We start from the raw sequence: 17,478 nt of genomic DNA, 5'->3' as shown, positions 1-17,478 counted from the left end.
AATTTATAACAAGCCTCACTTGCCAAGACTTGTTATAAATATATAGCAGTCCTAACCTCAATTATCTAAACCTGCTCAGTTGTGCTCATCCATCTAAACCTCCAAGAAGCTGCTTTGCCCACGATGCAAGCTAGTCAGCTTTTTGGGGAGATGTACTTATCTAAAAATAATCATCCCCAAAAACATGAAAATATTAGTTCTCAATGCAGGATCGAGTAGCCAAAAAAGTTGTTTGTATGATTTAGGGAATGTATTGCCTGACACACCACCTGAACCGATTTGGGAAGCGATGGTAGACTGGACGCACCATACGGGATTTGCCGAAATCAAAGTTAAAACCCATCAGGGCAAAGTTCTTCAAGAAGAAATTGCTGCAACCTCACGCCCAAAGATTATCGCGCATATGTTAGAGACTTTGTGGAATGGAGAAACCGCAGTCATCAAAGAGCCTTCAGATGTAGATATCATCGGGCATCGAGTGGTGCATGGCGGAGCAGAATATCGCCAAAGTACCATGCTTAATACAGAAGTCAAAGAGGCGATCGCGAAACTCTCAGTCTTTGCCCCTGTCCATAATCCTGCGAATTTAGAAGGTATTGCCGCAACGGAAAATGTATTTGGGAAGATTCCCCAAGTTGCTGTATTTGATACTGCCTTTCACGCTCATTTATCACCTGCCGCCTACACCTACGCAATTCCCAGTAAATATGCAGAGCAAGGAATTCGGCGTTATGGCTTTCATGGGATCAGCCACCAATATTGTCGCGATCGCGCCGCCCAAATTCTCAATCGCCCAGTTAACGATTTACGCTTGATTACCTGTCATTTAGGAAATGGATGTTCCTTAGCCGCGATTCGTGACGGTCATAGTATTGATACAACTATGGGATTTACACCGCTCGAAGGTTTAGTCATGGGTAGCCGTTCTGGTTCCATTGATGCAGGGATTCTCATCCATTTACTGCGTCAACCAAATATGGATGTGGAGAAACTCGATCGCCTACTCAATCGCGAATCTGGGCTATTAGGCATCTCAGGAATTTCTGCGGATTTACGCCCAATTCTCAAAGCGATCGCGGAGGGTAACTCACAAGCGCAGATTGCATTTGATGTTTATGTGCATAGTTTGCGATCGCATATTGGTGCAATGCTAGCTAGTCTTGGCGGCTTAGATGCCCTAGTCTTCACCGCAGGTGTTGGCGAAAATGCTCCAGACATTAGAGCCGCCACCTGTGCAGGTTTTGAGTTTTTAGATCTCAAACTGGATCTAGAGAAAAATAACCAACGGGCGATCGATGTTGATATTGCATCTCCCGATTCTGCCGTGCGAGTTTTAGTGATTCATACCCAAGAAGATTGGGAAATTGCTAGAGAATGTTGGAATATTCGGAATTGATATTCACCCTGTGCTGAAGAGTTAGCGATCGCCTCAACATCCATTTTCTAAAGGCGATCGCAATTATTGTGAGTCTTGATTTCTAGGCGATCGCTTTATCAAGCTAATGCAACAATTGTAACTAAGCCTCTTTCAACTACTTCTATTTGTAATTTGTATCCATAGAGCAAGCCCATACCAATCAGAGGTTCTGTTTCTGATTCAGCAACATCAATCTCACGAAATTGCCCATCCCATATGATTCTTGCGGAATAGATATCAAATAGAGTCTCACTCCCATCCCCCAATGTAACAGTATCTGAACCATTCCAAGACAAATCAAGTTGAGTGATGATATCTGATGGCAAGGTCAAAAATCCATTAAATCCTGTATCTATAACTGTCTCAATAATCTGTTGTTGTCCGCTGGCATTATCGACAACTAGTGGAAGCATCGCTTCGCATCTCAAGCTAACATTTCCCAGTATCATTGTTTTTGGGCGAGACTCCTTGCTCCAAAGTGATAAACCGCACGATGACCGATACGGATTATCCAAGGTTGGGCGGTAGGACAGCGATCAAATAATTGGTTAGTGGCAAGTAAAACTGTGTCAGCGATCGCAAAGTCTCCTGTTTCAATGTCGATCGCTACGATCTTGCCATAGTTATCAGCTTCTACTTTTTGCTTGATTTGCGTTTCGTAGAGTGCTTGTCCACGTTTAGATATTTCTTCTTTGCTATAACGTCTTTGTCGAACTGTCATAGTTTTTCTACGATTAAGTTACTTAATCATTATAGCGATCGCCTCAATAATAAAATAATAAAATAAGTTGCGTTACATTTCATTAATGCACCCTATAAGATCGGCGATCGCACTAATTAAATTCACGTTTTGGCAATTCAAGAATAGCCTCGCTTAAATCTTCTACGCTTGCATAACCTCTCAAAATATTATTCATAATCTCTTCAAAAGAGCTATCAAATGAGGGGGTATTTAGAGGGTTTTCTTTAGCTGCGACAACTAAATTATAGGAGGATAAGTATCTAGTTCTTAACTCAGATGCTTTCCAATCTAAGTCTACAATTTTTCCATCAATATTAGCAGCACCATCATCATACTCAGAGCGATTAACCAAAAACTTTCTTTGATAAACCGCAAATTGCTCAGAACAGTATCCATATCTTCCTATTTCATCCTGAATCTCCTTTTCTTCTGTCCAAGCATAAAGACCGCTAGGTTTCATTGGATATGTTTCAATGTATACAAAACATTTATAATAACTACGGGCATTCACCGCTACAACTTCCTTAATTTTCAACTCTTGATTATCTATCAAAACAATGTCATCTTCTAGATGTTCAAAAGATTCTATTTGAAAGTTTCTATCACCTCTAAACCACCATACTGGACAGTAATGCTTATTAAATTTTAAAGGATCTTCTAGAAGTTTACTCAACCTTGTAATTGCTTCGCTAGACGAACAAAATCTTTGAATACCTCTAACGCCAGGAAAAGAACTTGAAAATCTTTGCGAGAAAAAGGAAGTGCTACTAACTGGTACATTTTGTTTGTTGTGTGCTATCTCATCTTCCTTTATTATTATTTCTTTTTCTAATAGAATGGGTGTCAAGTACTCAGGAATACCTTCTAGCTGAATTTCCACACAAGCAAATTCATAAGCATCTTTAACCGAACGACCTGCTCCTAGCGCTCTATAAAATCCTACTGAAAATGCTATTGCAGCATTGTCCCCAATAGCTTGATTCATACCAATAACGAAAGGAATATGTTTGGCAATAGATCTTGCTTGAGTCTCTGAATAACAGGCATTTAAAACTACGCACCTTACTTGACTAGCCAATAATTTAAATAGATTAGCAAGTGCATCAGGTTTTATTGGTTTTGTCTTCCCCTGACTATCTTCAAAACAAAGTTCTCCAGCACTAGTACCATGTCCTGAAAAGTGAACAATTTGAGGCTCGATATCAAAAATAGCTTGACTTATATCTCCAGCACGTACAGATTCACGTGATTCTATGGAGTAGCTATCTCGATGTTTTGAGAGTTGTAATTTTTCACGAATATCCCTCAACTCTTGCCCTAAGCGTAATCTGACTGCATCAGTAGGATCGGCTGCTAGAAACAAGATTTTTATAGTATTCATCAATTATCTACATATGTCTTAGTCCAGAATATACACCCAAAAAGTTATTCTGTAACCAAGTTAAACACCAATACTTTATCGGTATAACTTAGCAGCTTAGGGTGCGTTCATGAAATGAACCCCACCAAATAAATCTAATTGGAACCTATCGTATTATTCCAGATATCTCCATTCAAACAAGCAAGCGATTTTCTCAAATTTGTGAGTGATCGCTTGTTGGGATTTGTAATTGTAAAAGCGATCGCTTAAGGTTGAAACTTATTAAGATTCCTTTTCGGTAGTGGTGTGATCGCCTTAGAAAATATCAGCAGGATCGGCAGTTTAGATATAGCCATTTGCACTGTGAGAAGCATAGTGCAAATGGCTATATCTAAATCACGTGAGGTTAATTTTTACTAGCTCTTTAGCATCACTTCTTACGACCTTCTTGATCGTAATAATCGGGTTTCACAACTTGCTTAGCCCTTGCGATCGCCAAGGAATTATCTTCCACACTTTGCACCAGTGTAGAACCCGCAGCAATATTCACATTCTCGCCAATTTGAATTGGCGCAACTAAAACAGAATTGGAACCAGTCTTGCTGCGATCGCCAATTATGGTTTGATGCTTTTTGAAGCCATCATAATTGGCGGTAATCGTGCCAGCACCAATGTTTACCTGCTTGCCGAGCGTCGCATCACCGAGATAGCTCAAGTGAGCCGCATTGGTGCGATCTCCGACCTTGGCATTTTTTAGTTCCACAAAGTTACCAATGCGGCATTTTTCGCCCACTACCGACTCGCCCCGAATCCGCGCAAAAGGTCCAATCCGACAGTTATCGGCAATTTGACTATCTTCGATTACCGAGAATTGAATCGTACTATTTTCGCCAATAATGCTATTGGAGAGCAGACTGGAAGGACCAATAATTGAACCTGAGCCAACTTTAGTATTACCGCGTAAATGGGAATGTGGCTCGATAATCACATTGGGAGCAAGTTCCACTTCATCATCAATGGTAATCGTTTCAGGAAGTAACATGGTCACACCAGCCCGCATCCATTTTTCCCTAGCTCTCTTTTGCAGAACATCATAGGCATGGGCTAACTGGAGGCGATCGTTAATGCCTAAGCTTTCATCGGGATCTTCTAAATCACTGGCATAAACCGATTTCAAGTAATCAAATACTTCCGTTAGATAATATTCTTTTTGAGCATTATTAGTGGTGAGTTTTGGTAAAGCTTGAGCTAATTCTTGCCAATCAAAGCAATAGACTCCTGTACTTACTCGCTGATTGAGAAGTTGTTCGGGATTGCAGTCACGATGCTCGACGATGCGTTCGATCTTCATATCGCGATCGCAAAATACGCGACCATAGCCAGTAGGATTGGGCAGAAGTGCGGTGAGTACGGTTGCCGAAGCTTTATGTTGACGATGGCTATCGATTAATGCTTGGATGGTTTCCGTTCGCATTAATGGCGAGTCTCCCGTGAGAACGACGAGTTCTCCTTCAAAACCTTCTAGGGGTTCTAATAATTGCTGAATCGCATGACCCGTTCCCAATTGTTCCGCCTGTTCGGCAAATTCTAAATGGGGATAGTCGGCGAGGGCTGCGCGAACTTGATCGCTGCAATATCCGATGATCGCAATACGGCGATCGGCTTGAAGGGCATCAGTCGCATTGAGAACGCGCTCCACTAGTGACTTACCGCCAAGGGGTTGTAATACTTTTGGCAAGGCTGACTTCATCCGCGTTCCCTTACCCGCCGCCAATACTGCTACTGCTAACATTTTTTATTTCTCCATTTAAGTACTAAATCAAAGACCCTCATCCCTCATCCCTTTGCCAAAACTCTATTTTCGTTTCAATGTATCTAAGCCCCCTAAATCCCCCAATTCTGGGGGACTTTGAAAGAATGTTATTTTCTTGTTCCCCCAGAATTGGGGGCTAGGGGGCGATTAATTGTTGACTTAGCTAGTTTTTATGACTTGTATGGATAAGGTAGATCCCATTGGGGGATGGGGCTAGAGGTGAGGGCTAACCGTTCGGACGACTCATTTGTTCGAGATTGAGAACTTCGGCTAATTTCTCTTCGGTCATCAAGCCTTTATCGAGAACGACCTGACGCAATGACTTACCTGTAGCAAGCGATTCCTTCGCTACATCTGCCGCGTTTAGGTAACCAATATGAGTATTCAAGGCTGTTACTAAGGAAAGACTACCTTCAGCATAGGCAAGACAACGATCTTCCACTGCGGTAATACCTCTAATGCACTTAGTCGCCAAAGTATCGATCGCCTGTCCTAAAATCTCAATGCTATGAATCAAATCATAGGCAATCAAAGGCATCATCACATTCAATTCCAATTGACCAGCCTGTGCAGCAAAGGCGATCGCTGTGTCATAACCAATCACCTGATAACAAACCATATTCGTCATCTCGGCAATTACAGGATTATATTTTCCAGGCATAATCGATGACCCCGGCTGCACTGGGGGTAACATGATTTCCCGCAAACCTGTTTTGGGCCCCGAATCCATCAAGCGTAAATCGTTAGCAATTTTGCAGGTGTCTTGGGCAAGGTTGCGAATCGCACCTGATACATTTACAAATGGAGCCATGCTTTGCATCGCTGCCATTAAGTTGCTAGCAGAGGTTAGCTCAAAGCCTGTAATTTCGCTTAGCTTTTCGGCAACGCGATCGCAATATTGAGGATGGGTATTTAACCCTGTCCCTGAAGCACTACCGCCTAGACCGAGGGTTTTGAGATCACTAGCCGCTTGGTGAATCCGTCTCACATGATCACTAATAATTTGGGCGTAGGCTTGAAATTCATCGCCAAGTCTGACGGGAACAGCATCCTGTAAATGGGTACGTCCCGATTTGACGATCCCTGCAAAGGCGATCGCTTTAATGCGTAACTGCTCATTGAGATTAGCGAGAGCGGGAAAAAGTACGTGATGTAACGCTAATAATGCCCCAATCCGAATCGCGGTAGGGATCACATCATTAGTTGACTGACCATAATTAACGTGATCATTAGGGTTCACATTTTGGTAATTGCCTTTGACATCGCCCAAAATTTCAAGGGCACGATTGGCTAAGACCTCATTAATATTCATATGATGCGATGTGCCAGCCCCCGCTTGGTACACATCCACCACAAATTGATCGCGCAAAGCTCCATCTAAAATTTCATCCGCCGCTGCCGCGATCGCCATACCCATCCCCACAGGAATACAACCCAGTTCAGCGTTAACTAATGCGGTTGCTTTTTTGATCAATAAGCAAGCATCAACAAAGGTGGGGAGGGGCTTTAGTCCACTAATCTTAAAGTTATCGATCGCCCTAACGGTTTGGATACCATAGTAAACATCATCGGGCAGGGACATTTCCCCCATGGAGTCGCGTTCGGTTCTGGTCATAGTTTTATGAGGCTTTTAGCTCTTGGCTTTTAGCTTTTAGCTTATGGTAGTTTGGATAATTTGGATTAAATCGATTAAGACCATTGTCATTTTTTTGCGATCGTCCCGTCAAGATAAAAAAGAGATGTGCTAAGCACATCTCTTTTTTAATTGTTTCTAGAGCTAGGACTTGATGAACTAGTAGGACTTGCCGAACTAGTAGGCGTTGGGGAGCTTTCAGGACTCGCTGAGCTGCTAGGAGTTGGAGAACTCTCAGGGCTTGCTGAGCTTGTGGGAGTTGGAGAACTCTCAGGACTTGTCGAACTGCTAGGAGTTGATGTACTTTCAGGACTGGCGGAAGGTTTTGGTGGTGTTGACACCTTCGGCAAGGGGTTAGTTTGGGTGGGTACAGGTTGCGCGGGCTTGGTTTCTGGCTTCGGTGTGGGGACAAAGTACAGAACCGTTGCCGCGATCGCTAAACTGATCACCCCAGCGATCGCTGGTACGGCTTGACTATTTAACTGAGCCTGCGCTCGATAGTCAGAAATTTGAGTTACTAAACGCAAATCTGGCAAAGTTGTCGAATCGCAACAGAGACGATCCAAACTCTCCATCAAGTCAAAAAGCTGAATTGTATTTAGTTTAATTTCAATCTTTTGGGTGGTATTAGCATTAGCTTCATTGGCAGTAATCGATAGCAAATGCAGATGTTTTCCCTCTGGTTCCAGACGTACCTGCCCTTCAGGAATTGTCAAAGGAGTATTGCTTTTTAAAGCTTGAGCATAGGCTCCCACAACTTTAACTAAGGCTTTGAGAAGATCGAGACCACCTTCGATAGCTTCAGACTGATGACTAAAGCGACAACTAAACCCGCTTAGGATGGATAGGGTATCCCCAGAGGTGCTAATGCCATCAATCAGTAAAGTACAACTTGGCAAACTATAGCTGCGTTGAATCATTAGGCGATCGCTCCATCAAACAGACTATGCCATAGGCGATATTCACCCGCGACACCACTACATAGCAACAGTCGCGTTAGTAGTTGTAGGGCTAATTCACGGATTTCTTCATTATTTAGGGGCGAAGGCGATCGCATCCGACCGATATATAACGACTTGAAGCGATCAATATAGGTCTCTAAATAAGCTTGGTTTTGCTGCAACCCTAATGCCTCAATTTTGCCTTCACTAATTTGTTGCTGCGTACTAATCAAAAAGCGCAAACCTGTATCTAGCTGCTTAGTCAAAGTACAAACAATCTTTACTAGAGCCTTTAGCTCATCCCAGCTAAGACTTGCACGCTGATAGTTGCGTCGCAATGGATTGGTATTACGCAGTCGCCAAAAAGCGACACGACTAGGAATCGTCTTTTGTAAACCTAACTGCTCAATTAAGACGAGCATGACTTCTACTGCTTCTAAATCCAGCGCCTCGATCGCTAGAAGCAGATGATCAATATCCATACGGACACTGCGGGGACAACCCCTAACAAAGTCTTTAGGAACGTGTAAATCGAGGTTTGCAGGAGCAGAAATATTTAACTGCATAATTCGCAGTGAAGTTGAACCTAATAGAGTTTACCCAATGGCAAGGCTTTCAGCTACAAGCAATTTATCTAAGATACAACAAAGCCCGTAGCTGATTGCTTTAACCTTAAGCTTGGCGTGAGTAGTACTCAATAACCAGCAGTTCGTTCACTTGCAATGCCACCCATTCACGTTCAACAACGCCATTGACCTTACCAGTCATTTTTGCTTTGTCAAATTCTAAATGGCTAGGAATGTTAGATAGACCGGGGAATTCGAGGTTACGCTCGACGATCTTTTTCGATTTTTCGTTGTCTTTGACGCTAATTACTTCACCAGGGCGAACACCATAGCTAGGAATGGTGACACTCTTGCCATTGATGGTGATATGTCCATGATTTACTAGCTGACGAGCCGCAGGAATCGTTGGTGCTAAACCCAAACGAAAAACGGTATTGTCTAAACGCATTTCTAGCAATTGCAACAATACAAGTCCTGTAGAACCCTTAACTCTTCTAGCGCGACGCACATAGCGGAGTAGTTGAGTTTCGGTTAGACCGTAGTTAAAACGTAATTTTTGTTTTTCTTCGAGACGCACTGCATACTCAGAACGCTTTTTGCGATCTTGACCATGTTGTCCGGGTGGATATGCGTGCTTAGGTTGTTTGCGACTTAGACCGGGAAGCTCTCCGAGTCTTCTGACGATTCTGAGGCGCGGACCTCTATAACGGGACATAGCTCCTTCCTTGTTACTGTTGAAAACTTGACAGCCTATCTAGTATATTGCAATTTTGCGAAAAAGCTTTACAAAAAAATGAGTTTTGGATCAATGCTTGTATACAGGGCATTTGAAGACAGAATCAGCCCTAATAGTGAAATTTTAATGTTGATGGATTTAGGTTCGATGTGATCGCTTTATATATGTGACTACTTAATAACGATAGTGGAAATGTCTTTCAATGATCAATGTATGTAGATGTGATACAAGTGCTTTAAACCTTATATCGAAAGGTTTAAAACAGAATAGATTTCAACTTATTTTGCAGCCTTTTTTCGGTTAAATTTTCGTCATACCGAAATTCAATCAACTTATAACCAAGAGACTTACAAAGTTCTTTCTTCTTTTGATCATTTTGTTTTCTTTTTCTAAGACCATCTTCTCCTCCCCAATGTTCAATAATTTCAAAGTGCTGAATCCCTTGATACTCGATCCCAATCTTTAAACTAGGTATCCATATGTCAATTTCTAAACCTTCAAGCTCTTTACCTCTGTAATGATGTATTACATCTAAGGATGGAAAAAGTACTTGAACCATCTTATAAAGAATAGTTTCAGAGATCCATTTTTCTCCGATTTTTGGGTAGTTAAATGCTTCTCTAACTTCATTTTCTATTTCTTTATACTCTTTTTGCGTTGGGAAAATAAATGTTCTATATTTTTTTAACGAGAAAAGGTATTGATAAGGCATATATCTTTTTAGAAAAGCAGATGGAGTAGGAGAGCATAAATACTCTTGCCTTGGAATATCTCCAGTACATAAGTGACATATATTTTCCTTGACTGTTATATCTATACCTCTTACTGTTAATCCATTTTTTATATTTAGATATTCTTCAAAACAAGAACATGTTAAAACCTTGCCGCAGTTTCTACAGATGAAGGTGACAGGGAAAAAAGAATTATCAATTCTAATCTCATCTAAGATTTCTGGCAGATGATTACACTGAATTGTGGATTCTTGGAAAATATTTAAAATAATATCTTTGCTAAAGTGAATTCCTAGTAAACATATATAGGATTTTCTTTTTCTATCGGAAATATCATAAGTATATCCAGCTAAGTTAATTCCTTCATCGGTTTCGATAGCTATTTGATAATTTTTATTTTCAATTAGTATTGCAATATTACCCAGAGAAAAGTTTTCAACCGCTCGAAATGGTAAAAGTGAAGGTAGTGCAAGCATCTCCCTATCTATATAATTAATCGCTCGTAGGCTATAGTCATCATGTCCATATCCAGCACAAAAAACCGCATCAATTTTTACTAAAATATCTTTTTTGCTGTTGATAACTTTAGTGATAGGAGACATATTAAACAAATTAGAATTCTTTGAAAAATTTGTATATCCTAACGATTGATTTCGATTTACTATTATCCCTTGTTTCTCAAATAATGTTTCTAGTTCTGCCTTAAAAGCTTTTCTAATATCACTAAAAAAATTACCCCTTGTAATTTTAGGATATGATAAGGCATTGCGAAATGATATTTCTACAATTTCTTTTGGTATTTTAATAACGTAATTCATATCTTATAAAAATTTATAAAAATAGTCTATAAATCTGAGTAAGCCATAAAGTATAGATTAATTAAATATTCTTAGGTTTATTAATCAAACAATTAAATCTTTAGTATTTTCTTGAATCTCTTGAGCTGATTTTCCCAGCTTCTAGCAAGATTAAAATTCATATTGGTTTTAGAAACTTCTAACAAAGCTTTATCAATTTCATAAGTTTTCTCATTCCGTAACCAAATGAGAATATCTGCTAAACACCAAATTGAAGGAGTCCCTTCATAAACAGTGAAAGGAGAGATTATCTTATCTTTGATCATGAGATTTCTTGCGTTTTGCCAAGAACATCCAAGGATTTTACAGTTTACGTTAAACTAACACAATCTGTAGTTGCTTCAATTAACCTTGATTTGGGAATCACTGCTTTTACATCAGTAATAGCACTGTAAATTGCCTCATAAGCTGATGATGCCTCACGGATGAAATCAAGAGCAATATATCCCTTAGTTCCAATACCAATTAAGGCATCGTCACAGCCATTTTCATATAGTTTCTCAATATAAGCATTAGGATCAATTTGAGAATTTGGGAGACTAAACTTTAAGGTAAATTCAAAGAGTGGCATACTCTGATTCGATCCGATCGATATTTCTTTCCATCTCTATTTCTAGAGGAGATGTGGACTGCTGCACTTCTTGGAAATAAATTATGTCCTTGCGGGGATCGACATCGGAGGTTCTGATTTGGAGATTGTCGCCCACTTGGATCTGGCGATTAATTCGCATCGGTAACTTCAAGCCCAAATCTTCGATCAAGACTAGAGCCAGCTTTTCATTTTCGCGCAACCAATCCAGCATCAACGCTTCCCACACCACATCCTTATTACGACGCAGATATTCTAAGCTCCAATATTTGACCGATTGTCGCTCAACCTGATTGGCATCCCAAATCGCAGGATCGATCGCCTGTAAAATTGCTGTCAGCATTTCTGCCGTAAAGGGCAGAGGCTCACCACGCAAGAAAGCCTTGATTTGCCAATGGGCTAGCAAATCACTATAGCGACGAATTGGGGATGTCACCTGTGCATAGGCATCAAGTCCCAAACCTGCATGGCGCGAAGCATATAGCCCTAGTGAGCCTTTAGTCATACAGCGACAGATCGCAAATTCGCGCACAGGCCCCGATGGTAACTGCATCAAGGTATCGAGGGGCGGTAATTCGGGTTGTTCTTGGTAGCGATAGGGGATAGGAATGTTATTTGTTTGTGCAAACTTAGCGGCGACCTCGCCAGCGAGGATCATCATCTCGGCGACTAGTTGTCGAGAGAATGTATCTTCCATCAGTTCTAAGGTCAGGCGATCGCCATTTTTCGAGTCAACCTTGACGCTGGTATCGGGTAAATGAATTTCGATCGCACCCTGATCAACACGCCATTTTTTGCGAAGGCGAGCAAAGTCGGCAAGGCGATCGAGATCATCCTCTACGCCGAGTTGCAGCATTTCTTCGACATCTTCATAGGTGAGGCGATAGTTCGGCTTCACCAAACTTGTCACAATTTCGTAATGAGCAACTGCACCCACCTCATCAAGATCGACCGCAAAAGAAACCGCATGACAGACCTTATTCTCGATCAAGCTCATGGGACCTGCCGCTAGTTCGATGGGGAACATTGGGATCACACCTGTGGGCAAGTAGACACTTGTGCCACGCTTACGCGCATCCCGATCTAAGGGACTGTCGGGATCAAGCCAGCGTGTGGGATCAGCAATATGAATCCAAATCCGCTTGCGACCATCTGCTAAGGTCTCAATACTCAGACCATCATCGATTTCGGTGGTGCTGATATCATCAATCGTATAGACATGCAGATGGGTGAGATCGCGGCGCAGGTCTCCCATATGGTCAGGGATGGGCGCAGTGAAACATTCCTGTGCAGCAGCAATCAATTCATTAGCAAAGCGAATCGGAATCTGGCTACGCAGCAAATTCAGGTTTTCATGTTCGCTCCAAATGCCAAGGTCAACCAACATTTGAAATGCAGCCTGTTCATTTTTAGGACGTTTAGCAAAGCTCAGTAACTCTTGGGCGGCGGCTTTATCGGAGGCTTCATCACCATTAAGTGCGTAACGTTCTAGACAATCTAACCGACTGCGATCGCTCGTAGTCCATGTGACTTCACCACCCGATAGCTTCGTCGTTAGCTTATTCTGAAACTCCTCAATTAATTTAGCGCGTTGGGCGGCGGCTTCCGCTTGATGTTTTAACTCTGAGACTTGGGAATTTGAGCGGGGTTCGTAGAGATCGCCCTTTTGTTTGAAGTAAATTTTGTCACTACTTAATAGGCAATAGGAAGCGTAGGACGTAACCGCAGAAACTTCTGAAAATAGGAGATTGGCAAGATTGCTAGGGTTAGTGGGTTGATTGTCTTCGATCAAAATTTCCCAAGCAACTTCGAGGCTAGAGGGATCGAGAAAGTTTTCTACTTTTTGCAAGAATGAAGGGATTTGTGTGTAGGTAAAGCTAGAGCTTTCACCACTAGCCTTAATAATGTAATTAATCTCGCGGGGGTGGATCGTGTGGGTATTGCCATTTTCATCGATCGCTTGAAAGTGCTTTTTGCCTTCAGGACGATCAATCACGACAAGGCGGCGATCGCCATGCAATTTCACTTCGACTAGCGTACCTTTTTCCAAAATAGCCCCTTGTCCACCAAAGCCAAAAATTTTCTTTAGTATTCTACCTTTTTAAACTTAGTTTTCAAAAATAAAGGCGGCGCGATGCGCCGCCTTTATTTTTGAATTTATAAATACTAAGTAACTTCATACTGCATAGCATTAGCGATCGCCCCCACCGCAGAAGCAGCGATCTCTGGTTGGTAAGAAATGAGTGCATCTGATGTTGATTGTACTGGTTGCTTGGGAGATGCCATCATCGCAGCACCCAGAACTAGCAAGGCAATACTAGATTTAAGGCTAAAAGTGCTATTCATCTTCATATCCCTCCAACAACGTTGTCCCAACGCCAATAATGACAAATTTACGTCTTTTTGTTTCCTGTGCCTTAATACGAGCTGTGTCTAAAAATTACTCGGTAATTTTGTCAAAGCATCAATACTCTACTGACAATTACTCATCACAATTTAGCTGTAAATATTCTCGCAATCACAAAAAAGTCGCTTTTGTAATACTAATGATAATCGCTAAATTTAAATAAGGATGTAATTTAAGTATCAAATTTGAGTGATCTTTATCACTGATCTTGTAAGCATGATTACAAATAGATAATCGAACTGACAAAAGCAAAGATAATCTCAAAATTAGATATATCTAAATTTATCGGTTCTAAGACAGTCTGCCCAGACCTTATTGGATGACATTTGATACCTAACGTCAGTTCGGGTTAAGCTGACAAATTTTCAAAGCACAAAAGTAAAAGCCTCGTTTAGCAAGGCTTTTACTTTTGTACTTTGAGAGAGGGTTTGCGACGCAACCCCTCTCTCAAAGCACGTTTCAAATTGTCCCGAAAAAATATAGCCACGTCGTGCTTTGCACGACGTGGCTATATCGAAATAACGTTAAAGTTTAGTTTTGTGGAAAAAGTCTCTTAATGTAGCGGTTGATTTGAGCTTGAGCATATGCCTTAGCCTGTGCTGAATTTGCTGCATTGATGGTGGTCAAATCAGAACCTGTCTGCTCTGGACTAATTGACTCATCACTTAACGCTTGCCCAGAAGCATCTTCAGAAATTACTGTGGATTCCACAGACTGCTCAGCAATAGGCTCATTCGGAATTTCCACCTGAGTTTCGGTGACTGTGCGCTCGACCGAGTTGGCAATTACACTCTCAGGCGTAGCAGTGACACTGGTATGCACATAGGTCTCTGTGGTCGATCGCTCAATAATATTGTCACTATTGAGATTGTCAGATTGCTCCAGAGACACAGGCGACTGGGCAAAATTCGCTGACACAAATTTGTTTTTTAAAGGCTGAGCAGCAGAATAGGTATGGGTAAATGAATAATTTGTGGGTGAAGGAATTTTATTTGTTTCTAAACTTGTTTCTAAATCTTGGGCGATCGCAGGACTTACCTCTTTCTCCACGGCAGTTTGATCTAACCCACTAATTAACGAACAGGGAGGTACGATCGCCCCCTTAGCAATTACCGCCCGCACAATGGAACTAGAAGCCCCAATACAAGCACCTTCACCAATTCTGCTAGTGCCATATACTAAAACCCCCGCTCCCAGATTTGCACCTGCCCCAATTTCTAATAGTCCCCCTTGAGCGTGCAGCACTGCTCCCATACCGATACATACCCCTGCACCAATCATAATCTTGCCACCCTGATCTGCTTGGATTAATACTCCAGATGCGATCGCTGCCGTCTCATCGATCACTACATCCCCACAAACATAGGAGCGAAAATCTCCGATGGGTTCTAAAGGTGGTAGGTAGTTCGATTGCATGATTTTTAAATTCTCTAAATTCATCAAGGACTTCGCTAAGTTCTTGACAACAATTACTCGCTAATTACTTTTCTAAATAGAGAACCTCGCTTTGCGAGGTTCTCTAAACACGTTACTTTGCAGGACGTTGAATGATTCCTTCAAATACACGACGCTTAGCTTTAGGATCAATACCTAGTAAGCGCACATATTCATCACCATGCTCATCTAAACAAGCTTCCAATGCACGAATTACTTCCGACTCATTAGAGGTAGCGATCGGTGAACAGCTAAACCAAGAACTAGTGCGGAAATGGCGCTCATCGGCATGTTCAGTACCAATACGGTAGCCCTGAGCCAATAGCTGACGAATACGAGATAGCATATCAGCGCTAAGCTTGCCAGCACCGCCACCATAGGAGCTATTGCTAGAGTTGCTGACCTTAACCGCAGTACGAGTTGCCGCTACGGGCTGACCGCCAGGACGATGTACTAGTAGTTCAACGACACGGCGCTTTAACTTGGTGTCAACACCAACAAGACGCACATATTCATCGCTATATTCAGCAATGTAATTATCTAAAGCAGCGATCGCGGCGGCTGGGTTGTTAGCAGTAATCGCAGGAAGAGTCTGCCAAGAAGTAGTACGGAAATGGCGCTCATCCGCATGTTCAACACTAAGGCGATAACCTTGAGCCAACAGTTGACCGACAGTAGATGCAACATCACCACTCGTAACACCATTGGCGCGAGGAGCAGTGGAACTTGCCGATGCACCATTGCCATTCGATTGACCAATACTTACAGCTTGGCTATCAGCACGTTGAATGATGGTTTCTGTAACACGACGCTTTGCCTTAGGATCAACACCAACTAAACGGACATATTCACCTTCATGCTCAGCAAGAATATTATTTAAAGCGGCAATCACGCTAGATTCACTGGATGCATCGATTGCAGGACCAGTTTGCCATGCGGCAGAACGGAAACGACGGGCATCAGCATATTCTGTACTAATGCGATAGCCTTGAGCTAAGAGTTGACGCACCTGACCTGCAATATCGGCACTGTTAGCACTAACCGCAGAACCGTTCGAGGCTGCTTTAGGTGCACTACCATTGCTGACGCTAGGTGCAGCATTGCTGATTACTGCTGCTTTATCACTGGGACGTTGAATAATAGTTTCGGAAACACGACGCTTTGCCTTGGGGTCAACCGCAACCAAGCGAACATATTCACCTTCATTTTCTACTAAAGCATTTTGTACAGCCGCAATTACTGTTGAAGCTTCAGATGTATGTGGAATAGCAGAAGATTGCCAAGAGCCACTACGGAAGCGACGCACATCTGCATACTCAACTGCAACATGGTAGCCTTGACCTAAAAATTGTCGTATTTGCTGCGCTAAATCCCCAGCCATAGATCCATTCCTCTGTGCTTGTATATCTGTAAAGTTCTGATTAATTTGATTAGAATGTTGCGTATTAAGCTGTGTTTTAAAACTGGCAACAGAATTGCTGCTTGATGATGTCGAGTTTTCTTGTTGTTGGCGGATCGGTGTAATGCAGGCAATATCAGCAGCACAGCGATAACCTTGTCTCAAGGACTCGTTGATACCGACAACATGACTCGCAAAGTTTTGGTCTGATTCCCGCACATTCGGTAGCAGATCGGCTTGTTGCTGCGTTGTAATCACTGCACCAGAAGGAACATATTTACCCGCAGGAATTTCTACATCTTGGACAAGAGCATGTAAGGAAATAATGCAGCCGTCACCGACCCGCGCATTAAATACCGTTGAGCGGAACCCAATAAAGCAGTTATTGCCAATATAAGCTGGCCCATGGATAAGAGCCATGTGCGTGATGGAAGTACTATTTCCAATCCAGACGGAATATTCTTTGCCGTCATCGCCAACCACGCGACCTTTTTCTAGACCATGAATGACAACACCATCTTGGACGTTCGTACTATTACCAATATGAAAAGGATTGCCCTCGTCCGCACGAATCGACGTGCCTGGGGCAATCAAAACATTAGCGCCGATATAAACGTCGCCAATTAGATTGGAAAAAGAATGAACGTAGGCGGATGGATCGATTTTGGGTTCTGCCAAATTCCTAGACCAAGGTGTAGGGGGGGCAGCAAAGCTACGAACTACCATAGTGAACCTGCACTTTTAAGTCTTACCGATATCCTGACTATCAAAATCAAGATGATCAGTGGCTCAAAAGCGCACCTCCAAATAACAACTTAAGCTACAACGTCGGAAAACTTTTTTACTTATCTAG

16 protein-coding genes are annotated in these 17,478 nt (G+C 42.1%); 1 reads left to right on the top strand and 15 read right to left on the bottom strand.

Annotation, left to right across the window (positions count from 1 at the left end; translation table 11 throughout):
• Positions 1–184: 184 nt before the first annotated feature.
• Entirely contained in the window at positions 185–1,396 is a 1,212-nt protein-coding gene (locus HC246_RS07745; protein ID WP_169362878.1) for an acetate/propionate family kinase, read from the top strand.
• Positions 1,397–1,494: 98 nt separating this feature from the next.
• On the opposite strand, the gene HC246_RS07740 is transcribed toward HC246_RS07745, so the two are convergent.
• The 15 genes from HC246_RS07740 to HC246_RS07670 all read right to left on the bottom strand — a co-directional run bounded on the left by HC246_RS07740 (position 1,495) and on the right by HC246_RS07670 (position 17,351).
• Positions 1,495–1,866, bottom strand: coding sequence for a clan AA aspartic protease (locus HC246_RS07740; RefSeq protein ID WP_169362877.1), 372 nt, complete (start codon positions 1,864–1,866; stop codon positions 1,495–1,497).
• A complete protein-coding gene (locus tag HC246_RS07735) occupies positions 1,863–2,138 on the bottom strand; it encodes a hypothetical protein (RefSeq protein ID WP_169362876.1) in 276 nt (91 codons plus the stop codon). Before HC246_RS07735 ends, HC246_RS07740 begins: the two co-directional genes overlap by 4 nt.
• Positions 2,139–2,250: 112 nt before the next feature.
• Positions 2,251–3,540: a CHAT domain-containing protein gene (locus HC246_RS07730; RefSeq protein ID WP_169362875.1), complete on the bottom strand. Its 1,290-nt coding sequence runs from the start codon at positions 3,538–3,540 to the stop codon at positions 2,251–2,253.
• A gap of 409 nt (positions 3,541–3,949) precedes the next feature.
• Positions 3,950–5,311 carry a bifunctional UDP-N-acetylglucosamine diphosphorylase/glucosamine-1-phosphate N-acetyltransferase GlmU gene (glmU, locus tag HC246_RS07725; RefSeq protein WP_169362874.1) on the bottom strand — a complete coding sequence of 454 codons (1,362 nt, stop codon included), beginning with the start codon at positions 5,309–5,311 and terminating at the stop codon, positions 3,950–3,952.
• Between the two features lie 247 nt (positions 5,312–5,558).
• A complete protein-coding gene (locus HC246_RS07720; protein WP_169362873.1) occupies positions 5,559–6,947 on the bottom strand; it encodes an aspartate ammonia-lyase in 1,389 nt (462 codons plus the stop codon).
• 146 nt (positions 6,948–7,093) lie between these two features.
• A complete protein-coding gene (locus tag HC246_RS07715) occupies positions 7,094–7,885 on the bottom strand; it encodes a DUF4335 domain-containing protein (protein WP_169362872.1) in 792 nt (263 codons plus the stop codon).
• Positions 7,885–8,472: a DUF3038 domain-containing protein gene (locus HC246_RS07710; protein WP_126384517.1), complete on the bottom strand. Its 588-nt coding sequence runs from the start codon at positions 8,470–8,472 to the stop codon at positions 7,885–7,887. The genes HC246_RS07715 and HC246_RS07710 overlap by 1 nt, the downstream gene beginning before the upstream one ends.
• Before the next feature lie 106 nt (positions 8,473–8,578).
• Complete coding sequence (rpsD, locus tag HC246_RS07705; RefSeq protein ID WP_126384520.1) at positions 8,579–9,187, bottom strand: 30S ribosomal protein S4; 609 nt, start codon at positions 9,185–9,187, stop codon at positions 8,579–8,581.
• Between the two features lie 277 nt (positions 9,188–9,464).
• Entirely contained in the window at positions 9,465–10,757 is a 1,293-nt protein-coding gene (locus HC246_RS07700) for a PDDEXK family nuclease (RefSeq protein ID WP_169362871.1), read from the bottom strand.
• A 92-nt stretch (positions 10,758–10,849) separates the two neighbouring features.
• Positions 10,850–11,062, bottom strand: coding sequence for a hypothetical protein (locus HC246_RS25835; protein ID WP_169362870.1), 213 nt, complete (start codon positions 11,060–11,062; stop codon positions 10,850–10,852).
• 44 nt (positions 11,063–11,106) lie between these two features.
• Positions 11,107–11,367: a DNA-binding protein gene (locus tag HC246_RS25830; protein ID WP_169362869.1), complete on the bottom strand. Its 261-nt coding sequence runs from the start codon at positions 11,365–11,367 to the stop codon at positions 11,107–11,109.
• Complete coding sequence (locus HC246_RS07685; RefSeq protein WP_169362868.1) at positions 11,354–13,435, bottom strand: ribonuclease catalytic domain-containing protein; 2,082 nt, start codon at positions 13,433–13,435, stop codon at positions 11,354–11,356. Before HC246_RS07685 ends, HC246_RS25830 begins: the two co-directional genes overlap by 14 nt.
• Positions 13,436–13,551: 116 nt before the next feature.
• Positions 13,552–13,731: a hypothetical protein gene (locus HC246_RS07680; protein ID WP_169362867.1), complete on the bottom strand. Its 180-nt coding sequence runs from the start codon at positions 13,729–13,731 to the stop codon at positions 13,552–13,554.
• A gap of 592 nt (positions 13,732–14,323) precedes the next feature.
• Complete coding sequence (locus HC246_RS07675; protein ID WP_169362866.1) at positions 14,324–15,208, bottom strand: LbetaH domain-containing protein; 885 nt, start codon at positions 15,206–15,208, stop codon at positions 14,324–14,326.
• Positions 15,209–15,320: 112 nt separating this feature from the next.
• Positions 15,321–17,351 carry a ribulose bisphosphate carboxylase small subunit gene (locus HC246_RS07670; RefSeq protein WP_169362865.1) on the bottom strand — a complete coding sequence of 677 codons (2,031 nt, stop codon included), beginning with the start codon at positions 17,349–17,351 and terminating at the stop codon, positions 15,321–15,323.
• Positions 17,352–17,478: the final 127 nt, after the last annotated feature.

It is taken from the genome of Pseudanabaena yagii GIHE-NHR1 (genome assembly GCF_012863495.1).
Taxonomy (GTDB): Bacteria; Cyanobacteriota; Cyanobacteriia; order Pseudanabaenales; family Pseudanabaenaceae; genus Pseudanabaena; species Pseudanabaena yagii.
The sequence above is the reverse complement of the archived record's forward strand: the minus strand, read 5'-3'. Positions and strand labels throughout refer to the sequence as shown.